This is a genomic window from Saccharothrix lopnurensis, assembly GCF_042658445.1.
GTDB lineage: Bacteria > Actinomycetota > Actinomycetes > Mycobacteriales > Pseudonocardiaceae > Actinosynnema > Actinosynnema lopnurensis.
On the sequence record NZ_JBHSQO010000014.1, the window covers coordinates 48,477 to 70,000 of the forward strand.

Annotated in this window: 13 protein-coding genes; 7 read left to right on the top strand and 6 right to left on the bottom strand. The window is 71.4% G+C overall.

Annotation, left to right across the window (positions count from 1 at the left end; translation table 11 throughout):
- Positions 1–57 precede the first annotated feature (57 nt).
- Positions 58–960: a LysR family transcriptional regulator gene (locus ACFP3R_RS16075; RefSeq protein ID WP_380637001.1), complete on the top strand. Its 903-nt coding sequence runs from the start codon at positions 58–60 to the stop codon at positions 958–960.
- On the opposite strand, the gene ACFP3R_RS16080 is transcribed toward ACFP3R_RS16075, so the two are convergent.
- From ACFP3R_RS16080 to ACFP3R_RS16100, 5 genes are all read right to left on the bottom strand, one after another.
- The gene (locus tag ACFP3R_RS16080) at positions 940–4,347 is read right to left on the bottom strand and encodes an NACHT domain-containing protein (protein ID WP_380637002.1); all 3,408 of its coding nucleotides are present in this window, start codon (positions 4,345–4,347) and stop codon (positions 940–942) included. The genes ACFP3R_RS16075 and ACFP3R_RS16080 overlap by 21 nt on opposite strands.
- Before the next feature lie 142 nt (positions 4,348–4,489).
- A complete protein-coding gene (locus ACFP3R_RS16085; RefSeq protein WP_380637003.1) occupies positions 4,490–6,691 on the bottom strand; it encodes a discoidin domain-containing protein in 2,202 nt (733 codons plus the stop codon).
- A 125-nt stretch (positions 6,692–6,816) separates the two neighbouring features.
- Positions 6,817–7,863, bottom strand: a complete 1,047-nt coding sequence (locus ACFP3R_RS16090; protein WP_380637004.1) for a LacI family DNA-binding transcriptional regulator — start codon at positions 7,861–7,863, stop codon at positions 6,817–6,819.
- A 4-nt stretch (positions 7,864–7,867) separates the two neighbouring features.
- Complete coding sequence (locus ACFP3R_RS16095; RefSeq protein ID WP_380637005.1) at positions 7,868–10,219, bottom strand: glycoside hydrolase family 3 C-terminal domain-containing protein; 2,352 nt, start codon at positions 10,217–10,219, stop codon at positions 7,868–7,870.
- A gap of 313 nt (positions 10,220–10,532) precedes the next feature.
- The gene (locus tag ACFP3R_RS16100) at positions 10,533–11,756 is read right to left on the bottom strand and encodes an ROK family transcriptional regulator (RefSeq protein WP_380637006.1); all 1,224 of its coding nucleotides are present in this window, start codon (positions 11,754–11,756) and stop codon (positions 10,533–10,535) included.
- A 185-nt stretch (positions 11,757–11,941) separates the two neighbouring features.
- Here ACFP3R_RS16100 and ACFP3R_RS16105 point away from each other — a divergent pair, with 185 nt between their 5' ends.
- The 6 genes from ACFP3R_RS16105 to ACFP3R_RS16130 are packed head-to-tail and all read left to right on the top strand — an operon-like array spanning position 11,942 to position 19,108.
- Positions 11,942–13,600 carry an ABC transporter substrate-binding protein gene (locus ACFP3R_RS16105; RefSeq protein WP_380637007.1) on the top strand — a complete coding sequence of 553 codons (1,659 nt, stop codon included), beginning with the start codon at positions 11,942–11,944 and terminating at the stop codon, positions 13,598–13,600.
- Positions 13,597–14,709, top strand: coding sequence for an ABC transporter ATP-binding protein (locus ACFP3R_RS16110; protein WP_380637008.1), 1,113 nt, complete (start codon positions 13,597–13,599; stop codon positions 14,707–14,709). Before ACFP3R_RS16105 ends, ACFP3R_RS16110 begins: the two co-directional genes overlap by 4 nt.
- Positions 14,706–15,686, top strand: coding sequence for an ABC transporter permease (locus ACFP3R_RS16115; RefSeq protein ID WP_380637009.1), 981 nt, complete (start codon positions 14,706–14,708; stop codon positions 15,684–15,686). The genes ACFP3R_RS16110 and ACFP3R_RS16115 overlap by 4 nt, the downstream gene beginning before the upstream one ends.
- Before the next feature lie 3 nt (positions 15,687–15,689).
- Entirely contained in the window at positions 15,690–16,661 is a 972-nt protein-coding gene (locus tag ACFP3R_RS16120) for an ABC transporter permease (protein ID WP_380637010.1), read from the top strand.
- Positions 16,658–17,662 carry an ABC transporter ATP-binding protein gene (locus ACFP3R_RS16125; protein ID WP_380637011.1) on the top strand — a complete coding sequence of 335 codons (1,005 nt, stop codon included), beginning with the start codon at positions 16,658–16,660 and terminating at the stop codon, positions 17,660–17,662. Before ACFP3R_RS16120 ends, ACFP3R_RS16125 begins: the two co-directional genes overlap by 4 nt.
- 45 nt (positions 17,663–17,707) lie before the next feature.
- Positions 17,708–19,108 (top strand): GH1 family beta-glucosidase, encoded by a 1,401-nt coding sequence (locus ACFP3R_RS16130; RefSeq protein ID WP_380637012.1) that lies wholly within the window; start codon positions 17,708–17,710, stop codon positions 19,106–19,108.
- Positions 19,109–19,242: 134 nt separating this feature from the next.
- Here ACFP3R_RS16130 and ACFP3R_RS16135 read toward each other — a convergent pair whose 3' ends face one another.
- A complete protein-coding gene (locus ACFP3R_RS16135) occupies positions 19,243–21,360 on the bottom strand; it encodes a discoidin domain-containing protein (protein WP_380637013.1) in 2,118 nt (705 codons plus the stop codon).
- Positions 21,361–21,524: the final 164 nt, after the last annotated feature.

The following is a 21,524-nucleotide window of genomic DNA, read 5'->3' on the forward strand; positions in this document are numbered from 1 at the left end:
TCAACCCCACCACCGGCGGCCTCGTCGGTCCAATACCCGTGCCCATACCCTTTGGGCATGAGTCCCCTCGACGTGGACACGCGGGTGCTGCGCTACTTCGTGGCCGTGGCCGACCGGCTGAGCTTCACCGGGGCGGCCCGGGACCTCTACGTGTCCCAGCCCGCGCTGAGCAGGCAGATCAGGCAGCTGGAGGAGGACCTGGGCGCGGACCTGTTCGTGCGCACCGGGCGGGAGATCCGGCTGACCGTCGCGGGCGCCGAGATGCTCCCCCTCGCCCGCGGCGTGCTGCGCGACTGGCAGGAGACCGCCCGCGTGGTCCGCTCCGCCGCGGCCGCCGAGATGAACGTCCTGCGGGTCGGCTTCGTCGCCTCCGGCGGCGGCGGCGTGGCCCGCCGGGCCAGGGCGGCGTTCGCCGGCCACCGGCCGGAGGTGACCATCGAGCCCAAGCGCTTCGACTGGGGCGGCGAACCCGACGCCCTGCGCCAGGGCCTGGTGGACGTGGCCTTCGTCTGGCTGCCCGCGGACACCGCCGGCCTGCACGCCAGGGTCGTGGCGACCGAACCGAGGTACGTCGCCCTGGCCCGCGACCACCGCCTCACCGCCCGGCCGGAGGTGTCCATCGCCGACCTGGGCGACGAACCGCTGATGTGGACGCGCAAGGCGCCCCGCGAGTGGGTCGACTGGTGGGCGGTGAACCCGAGGCCGGACGGCCGCGAACCGGTGTGGGGCCCGGAGAACGACAACGTCGAGGAGATGCTGGAGCAGGTCGCCACCGGGGCCGCGGTGTGCATCGGCCCGGAGTCGATGGCGCTGTACTACGCCCACCCGGACCTGGCGTGGCGGCCGATCCCCGACATCGAACCGCTGCGGATCGCGGTGGCGTGGGTGCCGGAGACGCGGAGCGAGGTGGTGCGGGCGTTCGTGGAGACGACCGTTCGATCAGCGGACCAGGCTTCGTAAGGAGGCCAGCGCGGCAGGCAGGTCGGGGGGTACCTCTTTCTGCCCTCGTGCGGACAGGTACCTCCCGACGAAACCGAGGACCAGGTGGTCGTCGACCCGGCTGAACCTCTCGACGACCTGCCGGAAGTGTCGCGGCGGAACCGCGCGCAGGAGGGAGGAGCTCATCCCGTCGAGCATGGTCAGGAGGTGCGCGTCGAACCTCCAGGCGTTCGCGTCGCACTCCGCGAAGTACTCGACGGTCTCGGGTGAGAAGTAGCCGCTGACGGGGTTCTCGATCTCGCTTTGCGAGATGTTCGCCTCCAGCGTGGTGACGAGCCCTCGCAGGCCAGGGCTCCGTCCACCGTGCTCGCGGTCCGCGATCCAAGCGACGACGAGGCAGGGGACGGTGAAGAGAGGTCTCGTGAGCGCTCCCAGGACCAGTGCGTCGATCACGTCCCTGTTCTCGTCCAGCATGTAGGGGTGAGCGCAGGCGATGGAGATCAGTTCGAACGGGGCGATGACCGGGCGATCCGCCAGCAGGTGGGTCATGGCGCGCTTCACCCGCTCTCCGGGCAGCCTCCACGCCTCTCTGGACAAGGCGAAGGTGAACGCCTGCGTCGCCGCGGGGTTCAAGCCGACGCCCGCGTCGAGTTGGTCGAGGACCTGGTCCAGGAGCTCGTTGTCGTACGGCAGGCTGCGGTCGGTGCCGGCCACCCCGGAGGTGTTGATCACCCATTCTGTCAACTTCCCCAGCAGGGCGCGCTCCCGTGCGTCCGGGTCGGCGGCGTAGTCGATGAAGTGGGCGCCTGCCCGCACGAGGCCCACGAGCGTGTGGTCGCCGAGGATCTTTGCCTCATCGATGTACCGGACGCCCGAAACCGTCCCGTCGGGGGACAGGTGGAGAACACCGCTGTGGTTCTCCAGGGCAAGCGTCCGCAGGACGCTGCGCCAGCCGTCGGCGTCCAGTCCGGCCCGCCACAGGTGCACCGTCCGACGCCACACGGCGAGTGGCTCCTCGGCACCGGGGAACAGAGCCGCGAGCGGCACGGGACGGTCGGCCAGACCGATCCGCAGGCAGACGAGGTTCGCCGCGTACGTGGCGATTCGGGACACCGGCGTGGCCGGTGAGGGCGCGTAGCCGGGGTATCTGTCGGACAGCGGCCGTTCTCGGTACGAACGGACGAGGTCGTCGAGCACGTCGAGGACGCCGACCTGGTGCCACAGGTCCCAGGTGGCGAACAGTTGGCGCGCGAAGTCGAGGATCGGTTTCCGCTTGGTGAACACCTGATGGGACAGCAGCGCGAACAACAGCGCGTCGTCCGGGTGCCCGCCCTCCGCGAAGGGGTTCGACCGGCTCCGCTCCCACTGGGCGTGGAGGGTCGTCAGCAGCGTCAACGCGAGCTCGGCGACCAGGTACTCACCGAACGTGGCATGCAGGAACTCGTAGGTGCGGCGGCCGCCGGTGTGCTCGTTCAGCTTCGCCGAGTGGATGAAGAAGAACTCCTCGACCGTCCGGTCCGCCAGGCTGAGCGGCTCGTCGAAGGTGTGCCCGGGATGGGCTTCTCCGGAGCGGAGCACCGCTGCCAGGTCCTGGTTCAACTCCGCGTCCATGACGTACTGCCGACCACGGTTGAACATGGCCAACGCCGCGATGCCCAACTGCGTCCTGCTCCGCTTGACCCGCTGCTCCACCTGCTGAGCGGAGGGCTGTTCCCAACTCTTGTCCCGGGCCTGGCGCACCACGAACCAGTCGATCAGCCGCTCGTACAGCGCGGCTTCGGACAGGTCTTCGTCGTCCAGGTCCACGTTCTCCACGTCGGTGGCGTAGACCGCGAGCATCATCAGCAGCAGCGGTTGCCGTGCCAGGTCGCCGCGGTGCAGCACCAGGGTCGGGGTCAACCGGGACGAGTTGGCCTCGTTCCACGCGTCCAACCACTTGCCCACGCGGACGTCGTCGAACGCCTCCAGCTTCACCACCGACGTCCCGAGCGGGATGTGGACCCGGTCCACGACCAGCGGACGAGAGGTGACGACCACGGCCACCCGCCTCCCGAGGTCCGCCTCCCGCTCCTGGAAGTCGCACACCTGTTCCAGGTAGTTCGACCGAGTCACGCCGCTGGCCTGGACCAGTTCGTCGAAGCCGTCCAGCAGCACCACCGGGATACCGTCGCGGCACTCGTCGGCCAGCCTGCCCCAGTCGACCCGCTCCGACAGCACCTCGGCCAGTGCGGTCTCGACCTGGCGCACCACCGCGTCGTTCGCGTTGACCCGGCGCAGCGGCACGGTGACCACCGGATACCCGAGGGCGGGCAGCCGCGCGGCGAGGACGCTCATGAGCAGCGACTTGCCCATGCCGGGGTGGCCGAGCACCAGCAGGGGCCGCCGCGTGCTCGCCGGACCCGCGAGATGGGCGGCGAGGAAGGTGTCGATGTCCTCCTCGACCCCGGTGTTCTCCTCCCACCACATCTCGGCGGACGGCACGGAGGTGTCGTCCTGGACGGCCACCCGGTAGGCGGGCGACACGAAACCGCGCTCCACCGACGGGAACCTGGTGCTCAGCGGCGCGTTGCCGGGGTTGGTCCGGAGCAGCGGCTTGTGCAGGGCGGCCGCGGCCGCGAACGCCAACTTCGCCCGGTGAGAGGGCTCCCGGGGCAATTCACCCGGTGCGAACAGCGACAGGAGGCGTGAGAAGCGCTCCATCGACTCGGACTGCACGTTCAGGGCCTCGACGACCAGACTGTGACGTGCCTCGATCACGGCCCGGGTCGCCGAGTGCTCGCCGATGAGGCTCCACACTTGGAATTCGGGGATCTCCGCCGCCAACCGGAGGTAGTGGTCCACGTACCGATCACGGATCTGGTCGAGGGTCGGCAGGGCCGACGACGGGTCGATCGCCAACCCGCGGAGGAAACCGGACACCATCTCGCGAGCCCTGGAGAAGAAGTCCGAGAGGTCGCGGTCGAGGTTCTCCTGGAAACCCCGGGTGGCGCCCGGCGCCGGCACCCCGAGAGCCGTCAGCGCTGCCAACTGGCGGGCCTCCTTACCGCCGTTCGCCGGCTCGACGCCCAGCGCCCGGAACTTCTCGCGGTCGGTCACCCCTAGTTCGTCGAACCGGCGGCCGAGTCGGTCCCGGTACGCGTCGAAGACCGACACGACCGCGATCACGGTGTGCGCGGCGATCACGAGTTCCTGGCGGTCGACCCCCGACAACCCCGTCAGCCTGGCCGACACGCCGTCGAGCACCCTGCGGAGCGAGGCCACCGCCTCGTTCTTGGGGTCGATCAGCCCCCCGCCCGCGGCGAGGATCGCGCCACCCGCCACCACGCCCGCCCTGTCGAACACGGGCCGTTCGTACCTGCCGAGGATCCGGAGCGCTCCGGTGTACGTGAACAGGTCGGGACGCGACACGGGTACCCCATCAGCCGGTGGTGTCGGCTGATCTTAAGCGCCGGTCCGGAACGCCGAACCGCAATTCGCGGGTCGGCCGGGCCGTGGAAGAAGGGGAAAGCCCCGCCGGGGAGGACCCGGCGGGGCGTTCCGCGCGCTCAACTCACGGGTAGTTGACCACGTACCGCTGCTGCGTGGCGAGGTTCGCGGCCCCGCCGATGCCGTTGATCACGTTGTCGATCGTGCCGACCCCGCCCAGCGACACCGTCACCAGGTCGTGCATCCGCACACCCGACCGGTTGGGCACCTCGAACCCGTTCGCCGTCCGGATGCTCGGATCGGCCTGGTTGAACGAGTACACGCCCATGCCCCAGCCCTCGTGGGTGGTGACGTGGTCGGCCACCTTGTACCCGGCCCAGCCCAGCTGCGAGCCGTTCATCCACGCGGCCTGGTTCGGCGGGTCGTACGGCAGCTCGTTCTGGTAGAAGTACGTGCGGCCGCCGTTGCCGTTCCAGATCGTGTTGTACTGCTGGTAGTGCTCGACGAACAACCCGTACGCGGTGACGTTGTCGCCGTTGACGATCACGCCGTTGCGCCCGGTGTTGGCGGTCCAGCCCGTGGGGCCCGTGCCGTGGTCGGCGCGCCACACCCACGTGTGGTCGATGATCACGTTGTCGCTGTTGACCTCCAGCGAGACCGTCGCCTTGCCCGCCTGGGGACCGCCGACGCGCAGGTACACGTCGTGCATCGAGGTCGGGTTGGCGGCGTGCGAGGCCGACGAGTTCGCCGGGCCCAGCTGGAGCAGCACGGGGGAGTTCTGCACGCCCGCGTCGACGAGGAAGCCCGCGAGCTTCACACCGTCCACGTCGGACACCGCCATGGCCGGCTTGCCGGTGTCGGGGGAGAGGGTCGCGAGACCCAGGCCCAGCACCACGGTGTTCGGCCGGGTGACGTTGATCGTGTCGGTCAGGCGGTGCACGCCGGGCGTCAGCAGCAGGTGCTTGCCCTGCGCCAGCGCCGCGTTCGTCGTCGCGACGGGCGTGCCCGGCTTGACGATGAAGAAGTCGGCCAGCGAGATGGACTGGCCGGCGGGCGTGCCGTTCTCCCAGCTGGTGCCGCGCGAGTTCTGCCGCAGCGCCGGGACGAACACCTTGTACTCGTTGTTCTCGAAGTACAGGAACGGCTTCTCGCGCACGACGGGCGTGGTGTCGACCGTGGTGTGCGACGGGTTCGGGAAGTGCTGCGGGGGAGCGCCCGGCGAGCCGACGAACACCATGTTCCACACCGAACCGGACCAGCCGCCCGCGAGGTTGCTGTTGCGGGTCAGGAACTGCTGCTGCGAACCGGACACGGTCAGGCCGTCGATCTTGCTGTCCACGATGAGACCGCCGGACGCCCAGCCGTCACCACCGTTCCACAGCTGGACCTGGCCGCTGAGGTGCATCCGCCGGTACGACGCCGCCTGCGACACGGCCCACCGCTCGATCTGGCCGGCCGGCAGGTTGACGAACATGTTCTCGGCCTGGCGCCAGAAGTTCTGGGTGGCGTTGCCGAGGTTGTTCGGGTTGTCGCCCTGCTGCAACCAGTCCGCCTCGACGCGCACGTGGCCGTTGAGCCGCACGTCGTCCGGGCGCAGGCCGAGGCCCGCCACCTGGGTGTAGAAGCGCAGGTTCACGTCGGCGTCGTACACACCGGGCTTGTAGAGCACGGCGTACCGCTCGGAACCGAACTGGTTGGTCCTCATCTGGGTGGAGATCTGGTTCAACCGGTTCTGCATCGCGACACGGTCGTAACCGGGACCGTAGATCAGCACGTTCGGACCGAAGTCCGGGTTGCGCGGGTCGGTCGGCGGGATGGTCGGCCCGCCGGTGGTCTCGGTGTTGACCGAGAGCTCCCACAGGGAGTAGCCGTAACCGGTCGCCCGCGCCGTGCCGTACACCCGGACGTAGCGGCCCGAGGCCGCCACGGTCAGGTTCTGGGCGCCGCCGGTGCCGGTGGTGGTGGAGTAGACGGTGTTCCAGGTGGAGGCGTTGTCGGACAGCTGGACCTGGAACGAGCGGCCGTAGGCGGCCTCCCAGGACAGCGACACGCGGCAGACCTGCTGCGTGGAGCCCAGGTCGACCTGGATCCACTGCGGGTCGGAGAAGGCGCTGGCCCACCGGGTGCCGGTGTTGCCGTCGACCGCGGCGGAGGCGGGCGTGCCGCCGTTCTCCACGGACGACGCGGTCGCCGGTCGGTTCAGCGCCGCGTTGGACGTGCCGCACTCGGCGGCCTGCGCGGGGGGAGAGAGGGGGCTGATGACCGCCACGAGGCCAACGGCCAGCGCGGCGGTCAACACGCCGAAACGGGAACGGGGAGAGCTCATGGTCCTACCTGACTAGGTAAGGGGCGGCAGAGGCCCGGAGCTGTTGCCTCCGTGGCACCGGAGGCGCTTGAGAGAGCGCTCTCTCGGAGCGTAACGCCGAGGTTGCGAAAACGTCAACGGACGTCTCAAGCGGACTCGCGCACCACCAGCACGGGCTCGAAGATGACCGACCGGGGCGGCGAAGCCGGATCGTCCACGTGGTCCAGCAGCAGGCGCGCCATTCCCGCGGCCATGTCCTCCACCGGCTGGCGCACCGTGGTCAGGCGCGGCCGGCAGGTCAGCGCGGGGCTGCTGTCGTCGAAGCCGATGACCGCGACGTCCTCCGGCACGCGGCGGCCGTGCTTGTGCAGCACCATCAACGCGCCCTGCGCCATCAGGTCGTTCGCCGCGAACACGCCGTCGATGCCGGGGTGCTCGGCCAGCAGCCGCTCCATCGCCGCCTCGCCGCTGGCCGCGGTGAACCCGCCCTCGGCGATCGGGACGTACGGAAAACCGTGACGCGCCACCGAATCCCGGAACCCGGTCAACCGGTTCTGCGAGGCCGGGACGTCGAGCGGTCCCGAGATCGTGGCGACCTGCCGGCAGCCGCGCTCGACCAGCCGGTCCGCGGCCAGCTTCGCGCCCGCCTGGTGGTCGAGGTCGACGTAGCTGATCGGCACCGGCCGCGCGGGCCGGGCGAACAGCGCGGCGGGCAGCTCCGCGTCGACCAGGCGGGCGGGCAGCGGGTCCTCGGCGTGCGTGGAGACCAGCAGCGCGCCGTCCGCGCTGCCCTGCCGCAGGAACGCCAGCACGTCCTCGCGGGCGCGCTCGGTGTCGGCGACCATGAGCACCGGGTGCACCCCGCGCGTGCGCAGGAAGCCCAGCACGCCGCTGGCCACCCGGCCGAAGAACGGGTCGGAGAACACCTGCGAGGCGAACGAGGACTCCTCGCCCTGCTCGCCCGCGCCGGAGACGACCAGGGCGATCGTCCCGGCCCGCTTGGTCACCAGCGAGCGGGCCGCGCGGTTGGGCGCGTAGCCGACCTGGTCGATGGCCGCGCGCACGACCTCCTGGATCTTGCGGTCCACGTTCCGGGTGCCGTTGACGACCCGCGAGACGGTGGCCCTGGACACGCCGGCGACCCGCGCCACGTCCTCCAACGTCGGCGGCGGCGTCGACGGCGATCTGCTCATGCGCTCATTCTGCCACGTGCGGAGAGCGCTCTCCGATCCTCAGCGGTGTGTCCCCGGCACTGCGCCCGACCAGCAGGTCCGTGTCCCGGTCGACCACCCAGCCGTCCGCGGTCCAGCGCCGGAACACCCGGTCGGGCAGCTCGACGGCCACCTCGACGGCCTCGCCGGGACCCGCCTCGGCGTGGGCCCAGCCGAGCAGCCTGCCGTCCGCCGCGTAGACCTGCACCAGCTCGCGGCCGGCCCGCGGCCCGGTGTTGCGCACCCGGACCAGCACGCCACCCGGCGTCGGCTCGGCGTGCTCGTGGGACCAGGTCGTGTAGCCCAGGCCGTGGCCGAACCAGTAGGCGGGCGCGACCCCCGCGCGACGCCAGGCCCGGTGCCCGATGGCGGGACCCTCGTCGTAGCGCAGCACGCCGTGCCGCGGCCGCACGTCCGACACCGGCACGTCCGCCTGCTCCGCCGCCCACGTGGTCGGCAGCCGGCCGCCGGGCTCGCGGACGCCGAACAGCACGTCGGCCAGCCCGTGCCCGGCCTCCTGGCCGGGGAACCAGGCCAGCAGCACCGCGGCCACCTCGTCGCGCCACGGCAGCTCCACCGGGCCGCCGGAGTTGACCACGACCACGGTCCGCTCGTTGACCGCGCGGACCGCCCGGACCAGCTCGTCCTGGCGGCCGGGCAGGGCGAGGGAGGCGCGGTCGAAGCCCTCGCTCTCGATCTCGTCGGTGGTGCCGACCACGACCACGGCGACATCGCTGCCCCGGGCCAGCCCGACCGCCCGCGCCAGCTCCTCGTCCGCGTCCGGCTCCGGCGGGTCGGCGGCCAGCACGGTCGCGGTGCCGGTGTGCTCCGGCAACTCGCGCCGGGCGACGAGGTCGACCTCCTGGCCTGCTCCGAGGCGTGCGACGACCTGGCGGTGCGGCGGGGTCAGGTGGATGACCGCGGGGTCGTCGGTGTCCAGCGGCACGTGCTCGTCCAGCACGCGCTCCCCGTCCACGTCCAGGGTGAGGCGGCCGAACCCGGCCACGGAGAGGCGCCACTCGCCCGCCGTGCGCGCGGTGAGCACGCCGTGCACCTCGACCGTGCGCGCGCCCTCGACCAGCGGGACCTCCAGCACGCGGCCCAGCAGGCGGTGCTCGGCGGTCAGTTCGGCCCCGTCGGCGTCGAGCACGCGCACCAGCAGGCCGGGCTCGCCGGTGACCGGGTTGCGGGTGTCGTCGGTGGTCAGGGGCGTGGGGCGGTGGTCGAGGCAGACGCCGGGGGTGTGCGTGACCTCGGCGACCTCGCGCAGGCCGTCGAGGAAGGAGACGACCGACTCGGGGTAGACGCCCGCGCTGCCGCCGCCCTGGATGCGGGCGGTGGCGGCGTTCGGGCCCAGGACGGCGACGGTCGTGCCGGGGGAGAGGGGCAGGACGCCGTCGTTGCGCAGCAGCACGGTGCTCTTGGCGACCGCCTCGCGCAGCAGGTCGAGGGGCCGCTCCACGCGCGGCGCGGTCGGCGTGGACCCGTTGAGCGCGCCCACCCGCGACGCCAGCCGCAGCAGCCTCCTGACCTTGGCGTCGACCGCGCTCTCCGGCACCTCGCCGCGCTCGACGGCGTCGACCAGGTCGCGCCACGGGCCGTCCGGACCGGGCATGGCCAGGTCCTGCCCGGCGTTCGCGGAGGCGGCGGTGGAGCGGACCGCGCCCCAGTCGGAGACCACGACGCCGTCGAAGCCCCACTCGCCCTTGAGCGGTTCGTCCAGCAGCGGGTTCTCGGACATGGTGGTGCCGTTGACGCCGTTGTAGGCGGACATGACCACCCACACCCCGGCCTCGACGGCGTGCTCGAAGGGCAGGAGGTAGACCTCGCGGAGGGTGCGCTCGTCGACCCGGGCGTCCAGGGTCAGGCGCTCGGTCTCGGAGTCGTTGGCGACGTAGTGCTTGGCCGTGGCCGCGACGCCGCCGCGCTGCACGCCGGTGACGTGGGCGGCGCCGGTGCGGGCGGTCAGCAGCGGGTCCTCGGAGAAGCACTCGAAGTGCCGCCCGCCGAACGGCGACCGGTGCAGGTTCAGCGTCGGCGCCAGCAGCACGTCGACGCCCTTGCGCCTGGCCTCGGCCGCCAGCAGCAGCCCCAGCCGCTCCACCAGCCCCGCGTCCCAGGTCGCGGCGAGCGCCGTGGGCGAGGGCAGGGCCAACGACGTGCTGCGCTCGTCCCAGCCCTGACCGCGCACCCCGACCGGCCCGTCGGACATCACGACCGCCCGCAACCCGATGTCGGGCTCCTCGGCCGTGCGCCAGGTGGTGGCCCCGGTCAGCAGCCGGACCTTCCGCCCCAGGTCCAACTTGCCCACCAGCAGGTCCAACTCGACGTCGTCCACCGGGTCCCCCTAGTTCGGAGAGCGCTCTCCGAACCACCCTCACCCACCACCCCACCCCTGTCAATGCTCCCCACCCGCCAACCCGAACGCAGAACTCGGGGGTCGCGAACGTTCGACACACCCGTCCCGAGCGTTCGACTCGCGCCCAACGCTGAACTCGGGGGTCCTGAACGTACGACTCGCGGGTCACGAACGTACGACTCGCGCGAGTCGTACGTTCAGGTCGGTCGTGTCGTACGTTCAGGTTGGGTGAGTTCGCAACTGGGGAGTAGGTAAGGGGGTGGGGGAGCGGGGGGTGAGGGGAGTGCGGGGGTTAGGCGATGTCGGCGCGGGGGGTTGACTTGCGCGGGTCGGCGGCGCCCTCCAGGAGGGCGGCCACGGGGAGGGTGGCGGCGCCGACGGCCACGGCGTCCGGGCCGAAGCGGCCCAGTTCGATGGAGATCTGGTCGAACGGGTGGCGCAGCGCGTGGGCGCGGGTGGCGGCGACGATCCGGTCCAGCTGGTGCGCGCCCAGGGCCAGGCCGGCCCAGCCGCCGAGGACGATGCGCTCCGGGTTGAACAGGTTGACCAGGTTGGCGATGCCCGCGCCGAGGTAGCCGGCGGTCTCGTCGAGCACGCGGGCGGCCGTCCGTGAGTGGGCCGCGGCGGCGATCAGGGCGGCCACCGTGGACTGCTCGCCGCCGGCGGCGAGGTTCCGGCCGCGGGCCTTCCGGTAGCGGTCGAGGATGGCCTCGGCGCCGACGTAGGCTTCGAGGCACCCCAGGGCCCCGCACCGGCACGGCCGGCCGCCGTAGACGATCGTGGTGTGCCCCCACTCGCCCGCCGAGCTGGTCGCGCCCCGGTAGACGCCCCCGTCGGTGACCACGGCCGCGCCCACGCCGGAGCCGATGAGGGCTATCACCACGTGCCGCGCCCCGCGTCCCGCGCCGAACCACATCTCGGCCTGGCCCTGGGTCTTGGCCCCGTTCTCCACGTACAGCGGCCACGTGCCGCCCGCCGCCCGGATCAGCTCCTCCAGGCGCACCGCGTCCCAGCCGATCGTGGGCGCGTGCACGACGGCCGCGGCGCCCTGCTCGACCGTCCCGGGCACGCCGACCCCGACGCCCAGCACGGTCGAGACCGGGACGCCCGCCGCCGCGACCACGTCCCGGACCGAGGACGCCACCAGCGAGGCGACGGCGGCGGGGGAGGAGGGCGACAGCGCGTGGTCGCGCGCGGCCAGCTGGGTCAGCCCCAGGTCGAACAGCTCGACCTTGATCCCGGTCTCCCCGACGTCCACGCCCACCACGTGCCCGAACGCCGGGTTCACCCGCAGCAGCACGCGCGGCCGGCCGCCGTCGGAGTCCACCGAACCGGCCTCGACCACGAGCCCGTCCTCCACCAGTTCCGCGGTCACGTTCGACACCGTCGCGGCCGACAGCCCGGACAGCCGCGACAGCTCGTACCTGCTCAACGGCCCGTCGAAGAACAGCGTCGACAGCAGGGTCGCCCGGTTCTGGCGACGCAGGTCGCGGACGGTGGTGCGCTTCGGGGCCATGGGCCGACCTTAGTTTGCGACTTAAAATTAGACTAAGTTTGTAACCTGTTCGTGATTGACGTGACTTGGCTCACCGGGGTTAGGTCTGCAACGACACGAGGACGCGTCGAGCGTCCCAGCCGCGATGGCACCCGCGGTCCGCACCACCGAGAGCGCTCTCCCCCCGCCCCCGACAAGGAGAACCCATGCGACTCAGGCGAACGTCCGCCCTCGCCGTCGCGGCAGCACTGCTGTTCTCGGCAGCCTGTTCGACCTCCAACCCCGGCGCGAGCAGCGACGCCAACGGCGTGCTGAACGTCGGCATGCCCAACGGTCCGCAGACCGAGAACAACAACCCGTTCCTCAACTCGTCGGCCGCCAGCTCCCTGGGCTACCGCCGGCTGATCTTCGAACCGCTGGCGATGGTCAACGAGACCAACCCGACGGAGAAGTTCAAGCCGTGGCTGGCCACCGAGTGGGAGTGGGCCGAGAACTACAGCAAGCTGACCCTGACCATCCGCGACGGCGTGACCTGGTCGGACGGCAAGCCGCTGACCGCCGAGGACGTGGCGTTCACCTTCGAGCTGCTCAAGGCCAACCCCGGCCTGAACATCGATTCGGTCCCCTACGACCGGATCTCCTCCTCCGGCAACAAGGTGGAGGTCGGCTTCCCGCGGTCGCAGTTCGTCAACCAGAAGAAGATCTTCGAGCAGCTGATCGTGCCGAAGCACATCTGGTCCGCGATCGCCAGCCCCACCACCGAGACGGTCAAGAGCCCGGTCGGCAGCGGCCCGTACACGCTGAAGACCTTCACGCCGCAGACCGTCACCCTGGCCGTGCGCGACTCGTACTGGCAGGACCTGCCGGCCGTCAAGGAGGTCCGCTACACCTCCTACAGCGACAACAACGCGCAGACCACCGCCCTGGCCACCGGCGCGGCCGAGTGGAGCTTCGTGTTCATCCCGAACTACGAGGCCGTCTACACCTCCAAGGACCCCGAGCACTACAAGCTCTGGTTCCCGCCGGTGCTGGGCATCCACGGCCTGTGGTTCAACACGAAGGTCAAGCCGTGGGACAACCCGGCGCTGCGCCGCGCGGTCAACATGGTGATCAACCGCGACGACATCTTCACCCAGGGCGAGGCCGGGTACTTCTACCCGAAGGTCGACAACATCACCGGCATCCCGACGCCCGCCGGCACCTCCTACCTCGCGCCGGAGTTCAAGGACCGGATCGTCACGGTCGACGTCGAGGCCGCCAAGAAGGAGCTGACCGACAACGGCTTCACCTTCGACGGCGACACGCTGAAGGACCCGTCGGGCCAGCCCGTCACGCTGAAGATGACCGTGCCCTCCGGCTGGTCGGACTACGTGACGAACCTGGAGATCATCAAGGACAACGTCTCCGAGATCGGCATCCAGGCGACCGTCGACCTGCCGAACGCCGACTCCTGGACCAAGGCGCTGGACACCGGTGACTTCCAGGCCGCGCTGCACTGGACCAACAACGGTCCGACGCCGTACGACATCTACCAGAACATCATGGACGGCGCGCTGTACAAGCCGGTCGGCGAGGGCGGCATCAACGGCAACTACGGCCGTTACGAGAACCCCGAGGCCACGGCGCTGCTCAACGAGTACGCCAACGCCGCCGACGACGCCGCCCGGACCGCGGCGCTGCACAAGATCCAGCAGATCCACGTCCGCGACATGCCGGTCGCCATCACCTCCGCGGCCAACGCGGGCGGCCAGTACAGCACCAAGAACTGGATCGGCTGGCCGGACGAGTCCAACCCGTACGCGCCCGCCCAGCCCACGCTGGAGAACGCGCTCGACGTCGTCCTGCACCTGAAGCCGGCCGCATGACGAAGAGCGCCGCACCGTCGGCCTCCGGGACCACCCCACCCCCGTCTTCCGGGGTGGTCCTGGAGGCCGATGGCCTGACCAAGCACTTCCCGGTCCGCAAGCGCGGGCGCGAGCTGCTGTCCCGGGCCGCGCGCTCCGTGCGCGCGGTCGAGGACGTGACGCTCAGGCTGCACCGCGGCCGGGTCACCGCGCTGGTCGGCGAGTCCGGCTCGGGCAAGTCGACGGTGGCCCGCCTGCTGGCGCAGCTCTACCCCCAGACCTCCGGCGCGGTCCGGCTGCACGGCGAGCCGGTCGACACCAGGGGCGGCAAGCGCTTCCGGGCGTACAGCAAGCGGGTCCAGATGATCTTCCAGGACCCGTTCGCCTCGCTGAACCCCGTGCACACCGTGCGCTACCACCTCACCCGGGCGCTGAAGATCCACGGCAACGCGGGCAGCACGCCCGCCGAGCTGGAGCGCGCCCTCGCCGACCTGCTCACCCGCGTGCAGCTCACGCCGCCGGAGCGGTACGTCGACAAGTTCCCGCACGAGCTGTCCGGCGGCCAGCGCCAGCGCGTGGCCATCGCCCGCGCCCTGGGCGCGGACCCCGAGGTGCTGCTGGCCGACGAGCCGGTGTCGATGCTCGACGTGTCGATCCGCCTCGGCGTGCTCAACCTGCTGCGCGACCTGAAGGAGCGCCTGGACCTGGCGATCCTCTACATCACCCACGACATCGCCTCGGCCCGCTACTTCGCCGACGAGACGTTCGTGATGTACGCGGGCGGCGTGGTCGAGGGCGGGGACAGCGAGACCGTCACGCAGCGGCCCGCCCACCCGTACACGCAGCTGCTCATCGACTCGGCGCCGGACCCCGACCGGCCCGCCGCGGAGGAGAAGGACGGCGGCACCGGCGAGCCGCCCTCGCTGATCACCCCGCCGCCCGGCTGCCGGTTCAACCCGCGCTGCCCGCACGCGATGAGGGTCTGCGCGGAGCAGGTGCCGCCGAGGTTCGCCCTCGGCGACGGGCCGGGCCACTTCGCCGCCTGCTGGCTCTACGGCGAGGACCTGTCCGAGACCGCCCGGACGAAGCTCCGCGTCGTCGAGGCCCGGACCGGCGAGGAGGTGCTGTGAGCTTCATCCTCAAGCGCCTGGCGTTCTACCTGTTCACCGCGTGGGCCGCGATCACCATCAACTTCTTCATCCCGCGGCTCATCCCCGGCGACCCGGTGCAGGCGCTGATCACCCGCTCGCGCGGCCAGATGACCAGCGAGGCCGTGCAGTCGCTCTACGTCCTGTTCGGGTTGGACAAGAACGCCGGCCTGCTCGACCAGTACTTCACCTACCTGGGCCAGCTGCTGCGCGGCGACCTGGGCCTGTCGTTCACCTACTTCCCGTCCCCGGTGTCGCAGGTCATCGGCGACGGCCTGCCGTGGACGCTGGGCCTGGTGGGCGTCACCACCGTGCTCGGCTTCCTCATCGGCACGGCCCTGGGCACGGGCATCGGCTGGCGGCGCGGCTCCTGGGCCGACGCCCTGATCCCGGTGACCACGTTCCTGTCGTCCATCCCGTACTTCTGGCTCGGCCTGATCGCCATCGCGCTGCTCAGCGGGCCCGGCAGCTTCTTCCCGGCGTCCGGCGCCTACGACTCCGGCCTGGTGCCGAACCCGGACCTGGAGTTCATCGGCAGCGTGCTGCGGCACGGCCTGCTGCCCGCGTTCACCATCCTGGTCTCCTCGATGGCGGGCTGGATCCTGAGCATGCGCAACATGATGGTCACGGTGGCCTCCGAGGACTACGTGACCGTCGCGCACGCCAAGGGCCTGTCCGACCGGCGCGTCATGGTGGCCTACGCGGCCCGCAACGCGCTGCTGCCCAACGTCTCCGGCTTCGCGCTCTCGCTCGGCTTCATCGTCGGCGGCACGCTGCTGGTCGAGATCGTGTTCTCCTACCCGGGGCTCGGCCTCCAGCTGTTCCAGGCGGTCGGCGCCAAGGACTACCCCCTCATGCAAGGCATCTTCCTCATCATCACGCTGTCCGTGCTGCTGGCGAACTTCCTCGCCGACGTGGCCTACCTCGCGCTCGACCCGCGCACCCGACGGGAGGGCTGAGCCGTGACCGTCGTCCCCACCACCGCCGCCGCGACCCCGGTCGCGACGCCGCCCAAGCGCCGCCGGCTGAGGTTCGTGGCCAACCCCAAGGCCACCATCGGCCTGGTGCTCCTGGGCTTCTTCGCGCTGATCGCGGTCATCGGGCCGTGGATCGCCCCGTACGACCCGTCGGCGCGCAGCAACGACCTGCTCCAACCGCCGTCGACGGCGCACTGGTTCGGCACCACCCACCTCGGCCAGGACATCTTCAGCCAGGTCGTCGTGGGCACCCAGAGCGTCATCGTCGTCGGCTTCGTGGCCGGCGTCGTCGCCACCATCCTGTCGGTGCTGGTCGGCGTGACCTCCGGCTACCTCGGCGGTGCGGGCAGCGAGGTGCTCTCCGCGCTGTCGAACGTGTTCCTGGTGCTCCCGGCGCTGCCGCTGATGATCATCATCACGTCCACGCTGCCCGAGACCGGCACCCTCACCATCGCGCTGCTCATCGGCCTGACCTCCTGGGCGTGGGGCGCGCGGGTGCTGCGGGCGCAGACGCTCTCGCTGCGCCGCCGCGACTACGTGGAGGCCGCGCGCGCCACCGGCGAGTCGACCTGGCGGATCATCCTGTTCGAGATCCTGCCCAACCTCACCGCGGTCATCGCCTCCGGCTTCGTCGGCACGGTCATCTTCGCGGTCACGCTGGAGATCACGCTGGCGTTCATCGGCGTCGGCGCGGGCAGCGGCTGGAACTGGGGCACGGTCCTGTACTGGGCCCAGAGCCAGCAGGCGCTCGGCCAGGGCGCGTGGTGGTGGTTCGTGCCCGCGGGCCTGGCCATCGCGCTGCTGGGCACCGCCCTGTCGCTGGTCAACTTCGGCATCGACGAGTTCGTCAGCCCCCGGCTGCGCGGCGGCGGGAAGACCAGCGTCAAGACCGCCGACGGCCGCACCGTGCGGATGCGCGTCGGTTTCACGCCCGTGCTCGGCAAGGAGACCAAGTGACCGACGCCGTGTTGGAGATCCGCGGCCTCGACGTGGACTACGGCCTCGGCGACGACGCCGTGCACGCGATCCGCGACGTCAACCTCACCCTGCACCGGGGCGAGGTGCTCGGCCTCGCGGGGGAGAGCGGCAGCGGCAAGTCCACCCTCGCCTACGGCCTGACCAGGCTGCTGCCGCCGCCGGGCGTCGTCCGCGGCGGCGAGGTGCTCTTCCACACCGACGACGGCCCCGTGGACGTGCTCCGCATGACCGAGGCGGAGCTGCGGCGGTTCCGCTGGGCGGAGACCGCGATCGTGTTCCAGGGCGCGATGAACTCGCTCAACCCGGTGCAGCGCGTCTCCACCCAGCTCACCGACGTGATCCGGGCGCACGACCCGCGCGGCACCGGCGCGTCCCGCCTGGCCAGGGCCCGCGAGCTGCTGTCGCTGGTCGGCATCGCCGCCGACCGGCTGGACAGCTACCCGCACCAGCTCTCCGGCGGGATGCGCCAGCGCGTGATGATCGGCATGGCGCTCGCGCTGGAGCCGAAGGTCGTCGTCATGGACGAGCCGACCACCGCGCTGGACGTGGTGGTGCAGCGGCAGATCCTGCGCCAGCTCGTCGAGCTGCGCGAGCGGCTGGGCTTCTCGGTCGTGTTCATCACCCACGACCTGTCCCTGCTGGTCGAGTTCTCCGACCGGATCGCGATCATGTACGGCGGGCGGATCGTCGAGGAGGCGAGCTCCGCCCAGCTCTACCGCGACCCGAAGCACCCCTACAGCCACGGGCTGCTGAACTCCTTCCCCGCCCTGCGCGGCCCCAAGCGCGAGCTGACCGGCATCCCCGGTTCGCCGCCCGACCTGAGGGCCATGCCGTCGGGCTGCTCGTTCCACCCACGCTGTCCGCACGCAATGGAGCGCTGCGGTGTGGAGGTCCCGGTGCTGGGCGTGCCCCACGACCACGTGGGACCCGGCCGCACCGTGGCCTGCTGGCTGCACCCCGTTCACGACGACGGGTTCTGAGACCGGGTCCACGACAACCCGGTCGAAGACCTCCTGAGGAGATCCATGGACACCACGGCGCCGACCGTCGGGCTCGACCCCGCGATCGACACGCTGCCCGCCTCGTTCCGCTGGGGCGTGGCGACCTCCGCTTACCAGATCGAGGGGGCCCACGAGGAGGACGGTCGCACACCGTCCATCTGGGACACCTACTGCCGCACCCCGGGGATGGTCCACGACGGCGACAACGGCGACGTCGCCTGCGACCACTACCACCGGATGCCCGAGGACGTCGCGCTGATCGGCTCGCTCGGCGTGGACACCTACCGGTTCTCCGTGGCCTGGCCGCGGGTGCAGCCGGGCGGCCGGGGCCCGGTGAACCCGGCCGGCCTCGCCTTCTACGACCGGCTGGTGGACGAGCTGCTCGCCAAGGGCATCGACCCGTGGGTCACGCTGTACCACTGGGACCTGCCGCAGGAGCTGGAGGACGCGGGCGGCTGGCCCGCCCGCGACACCGCCTACCGGTTCGCCGACTACTCGATGCTGGTCTTCGACGCCCTGTCCGACCGGGTGCGCGAGTGGACCACGCTCAACGAGCCGTGGTGCTCGGCCATGCTCGGCTACTACGAGGGCCGCCAGGCCCCCGGCAGGCAGGACTTCGGCGCGGCCATCCACGCCGTGCACCACCTGCTGCTCGGCCACGGCCTGGCCACGCAGCGGATGCGCGAGGCGGCCACCGGGCCCACCGGGTTCGGCATCACGCTGAACATGAGCCACTCCTCGCCGGCCACCGACAGCGAGGTCGACCGCGAGGCGGCCCGCCGCGCGGACGGCCTGTCCCGCCGCATCTACCTCGACCCGCTGGTCAAGGGCCACTACCCCGAGGACGTGGTGGCCGACCTGGCGCGGCGGGGCGTGACGATCCCGGTGCGGGACGGCGACCTGGAGGTCATCCGGCAGCCCATCGACGTGCTGGGCGTGAACTACTACTCCAGCCACAGGTTCTCCGGCGTCGACGAGCAGGGCAACACCACCGACGCCGACGGGCTGCCCGTGGACCGCACCGTGCGGTTCGGCCTGCCGGTGACCGCGATGGACTGGGAGATCATCCCCGAGGGCTTCACCGAGCTGCTGGTGCAGCTCGGCCGGGAGTACCCCGGCGTGCCGATGGTGATCACCGAGAACGGCGCGGCGTTCGACGACGAGGCCGACGAGACCGGCTTCGTCCGCGACGCCGACCGCACCGCCTACCTGGAGTCGCACATCGCGGCCGTGGCCAAGGCCCGTGAGCTGGGCGCGGACGTGCGCGGGTACTTCGCGTGGTCGCTGATGGACAACTTCGAGTGGTCCTACGGCTACGAGAAGCGGTTCGGCCTGGTGCACGTGGACTACGCCACCCAGGTGCGCACGCCCAAGAGCAGCGCGCTCTGGTACCGGGACACCATCCGCCGGGTCCGGGGCAGCTGATCCGGGCAGTGAGGGGCGCCCCGCGGTCGTGACGCGGGACGCCCCTCTTCGTGCGCGCAACCCACTCCCAGGACGCGCACAAGGCAGGTGGCCGGGAGGACCCACTCCTCCCGGCCACCGCCCGTCTTGTCGGATCAGCGCCGGTAGACGCCGAACTCGTGGAGCGAGTAACCCCACCCGGTGCCGCGCTGGGTGGCGTGCAGCCGGACGTACCGGCCGCTCGCCGTTACGTCGATCGAGTCGACCCCGCCGTTACCGGTGGTCGTGCCGTGCACGGTCCGCCAGGTGTTCCCGTCGTCGGAGACCTGGATCTCGTAGGCGCGGCCGAACGCGCCCTCCCACACCAGCTGCACGTGCTGGAAGGTGGTCACCGCGCCGAGGTCGACCCGCAGCCACTGGGGGTCGGACCAGTCGGTGGCCCAGCGGGTGACCGCGTTGCCGTCCGTGGCGTTGCCCGGCGGGAACGGCGCCCCGTCGCCCACCTGCTGGTAGGACGAGGCGGTGGTGGGCCTGCCCTGCGCGACGTTGACCCCCGCCGGCCGCGGCGCGACGACCCGGACCGACCTGGTCTCGATGCCGATGTTGCCCCGGCCGTCCTCGGCCATCACGTACACCTTCCACACGCCCAGCCGGTCGGGCGCGGTGACGGTCAGCCGGTTGCCGTTGACCTGCACCGGGGTGGCGGCCAGGCCGCCGCTGTTGTCGATGTACTTCGAGTTGAACGCCGCCGACCAGGTGATCGGGTCGCCGTTCGGGTCGCTCGCCGCCACGTCGATGTCCAGCCGCGCGCCCGCCGGGACCGACGTGGGCAGGGTCATCGCGGAGATCACCGGCGGGGTGTTGGCCGGGGTGGCGCCGCCGAACGCCCGCTGCACCGCGTAGAACGACAGCCGCTTCTTGCCCGCCGGGGTCAGGTTGAACCACACCGCGCCGAAGTCGTACTCGGTGCCGTAGTGGAACAGCGTGCCGCCGAACGACACACCGCGGTGGCCGGTGATGCAGTTCCACGCCTGCGTGTAGCCGTCGCGCTTCTGCACGTCGGTGGGCTCGCTGGGCACGCCGTTGACGTCGTTGGGCACCTCCCACTCGCCGGCCGGGCCCGCCTCGGTGAGCAGGTACGGCTTGGTGTAGCCGCCCGCGATCCAGTCGTCGCGGACCTTGCACACGTTGCCGTAGGAGTTCACCGAGTACAGGTCGAGCGCGGGCGTGTGCGCCTTCAGGTAGGCCCACGCGCCGGTCCACGCGTCGGTGTTGGTCACCGGGTGGTTGGTGTCGATGGCCTTGATGGCGAGCGCGGCCTCGTTGACGTACCGGGCGTAGGCGACGCGCTGGTTCTCCAGCTCGGTGCCCGAGTAGCAGTTCTGGAGGCCGAGGATGGACTCGTTGCCGACGTTCCACATCAGCACGCCGGGGTGGTCCTTGTAGGTGGTCACCCACTGGCGGATGGTGGCGAGCATGTCGGTCTTGTAGGCGGTGTCGGTGAGGTAGTTGACGCAGCCGCCGGAGCCGGGGCCGCCGCCGGGCTGGAGCCAGAAGCCGTTCATGACCCGGAGGCCGTTGGCGGCCGCGGCGTCGAGCAGCGGGCGGGTGGAGGCGTCCGTGCCCCAGGTGCGCAGGGTGTTGACGCCCATGGACCTCAGCTCGGGCATGTAGCGGGCGGCGTCGGCGGCGGGCGGGCCCCAGGTGAGGCCCTTGACCGTCCACGGCTGACCGTCGACGGTGAGCTGCCAGTTGCCCTGCGAGCCGGTGACGCGGACGCCGCCGCCGGGCTGGGGGCCGGTGCCCTGCGTGCCGTAGGCGCGGAACTCCCAAAGGGAGTAGCCGTAGCCGTTGGCGCGCTGGGTGCCGTGCACGCGGACGTAGCGGCCGGAGCCGGTGACGTCGAAGCCCTGCCGGCCGCCGGTGCCGTTCGCGGTGGTGTGGACCGTGGTCCAGGTGTTGCCGTCGGCGGACACCTGGAGCTGGAACGACGTGGCGTAGGCGCCTTCCCAGTCCAGCTCCACGCGGCTCAGGGTCGAGGTGGCGCCGAGGTCGACGCGCAGCCACTGCGGGTCGCTCCAGGCGCTGGCCCAGCGGGTGCCCGCGCCGCCGTCGACGGCCGCCGACGCGGGTGTGCCCGCGCCCTCGGTCGAGGACGCGGTGGCGGGTTTGCCCTGCGAGAGCAGGACCGGCGCGGCGGTCGCGGTGCCCGGGACGAGTGCGAGTCCCAGGAGCAGCGCGACCGCCGTGCCGGCGGATCGGAGGCGGTACATGGCGTCTCCTGCCGGATCGAGTGGGTTGACGTGCGGGAGAGCGCTCTCTCAACCCGGCTCGAAACGTTACGAACCGACTACGCGTCTGTCAACGCCTGGCCTATTGACACCCGGGTGGAGCAGCGGGCAGCCTCATGTGGGAGAGCGCTCTCCAAGCCACGTCA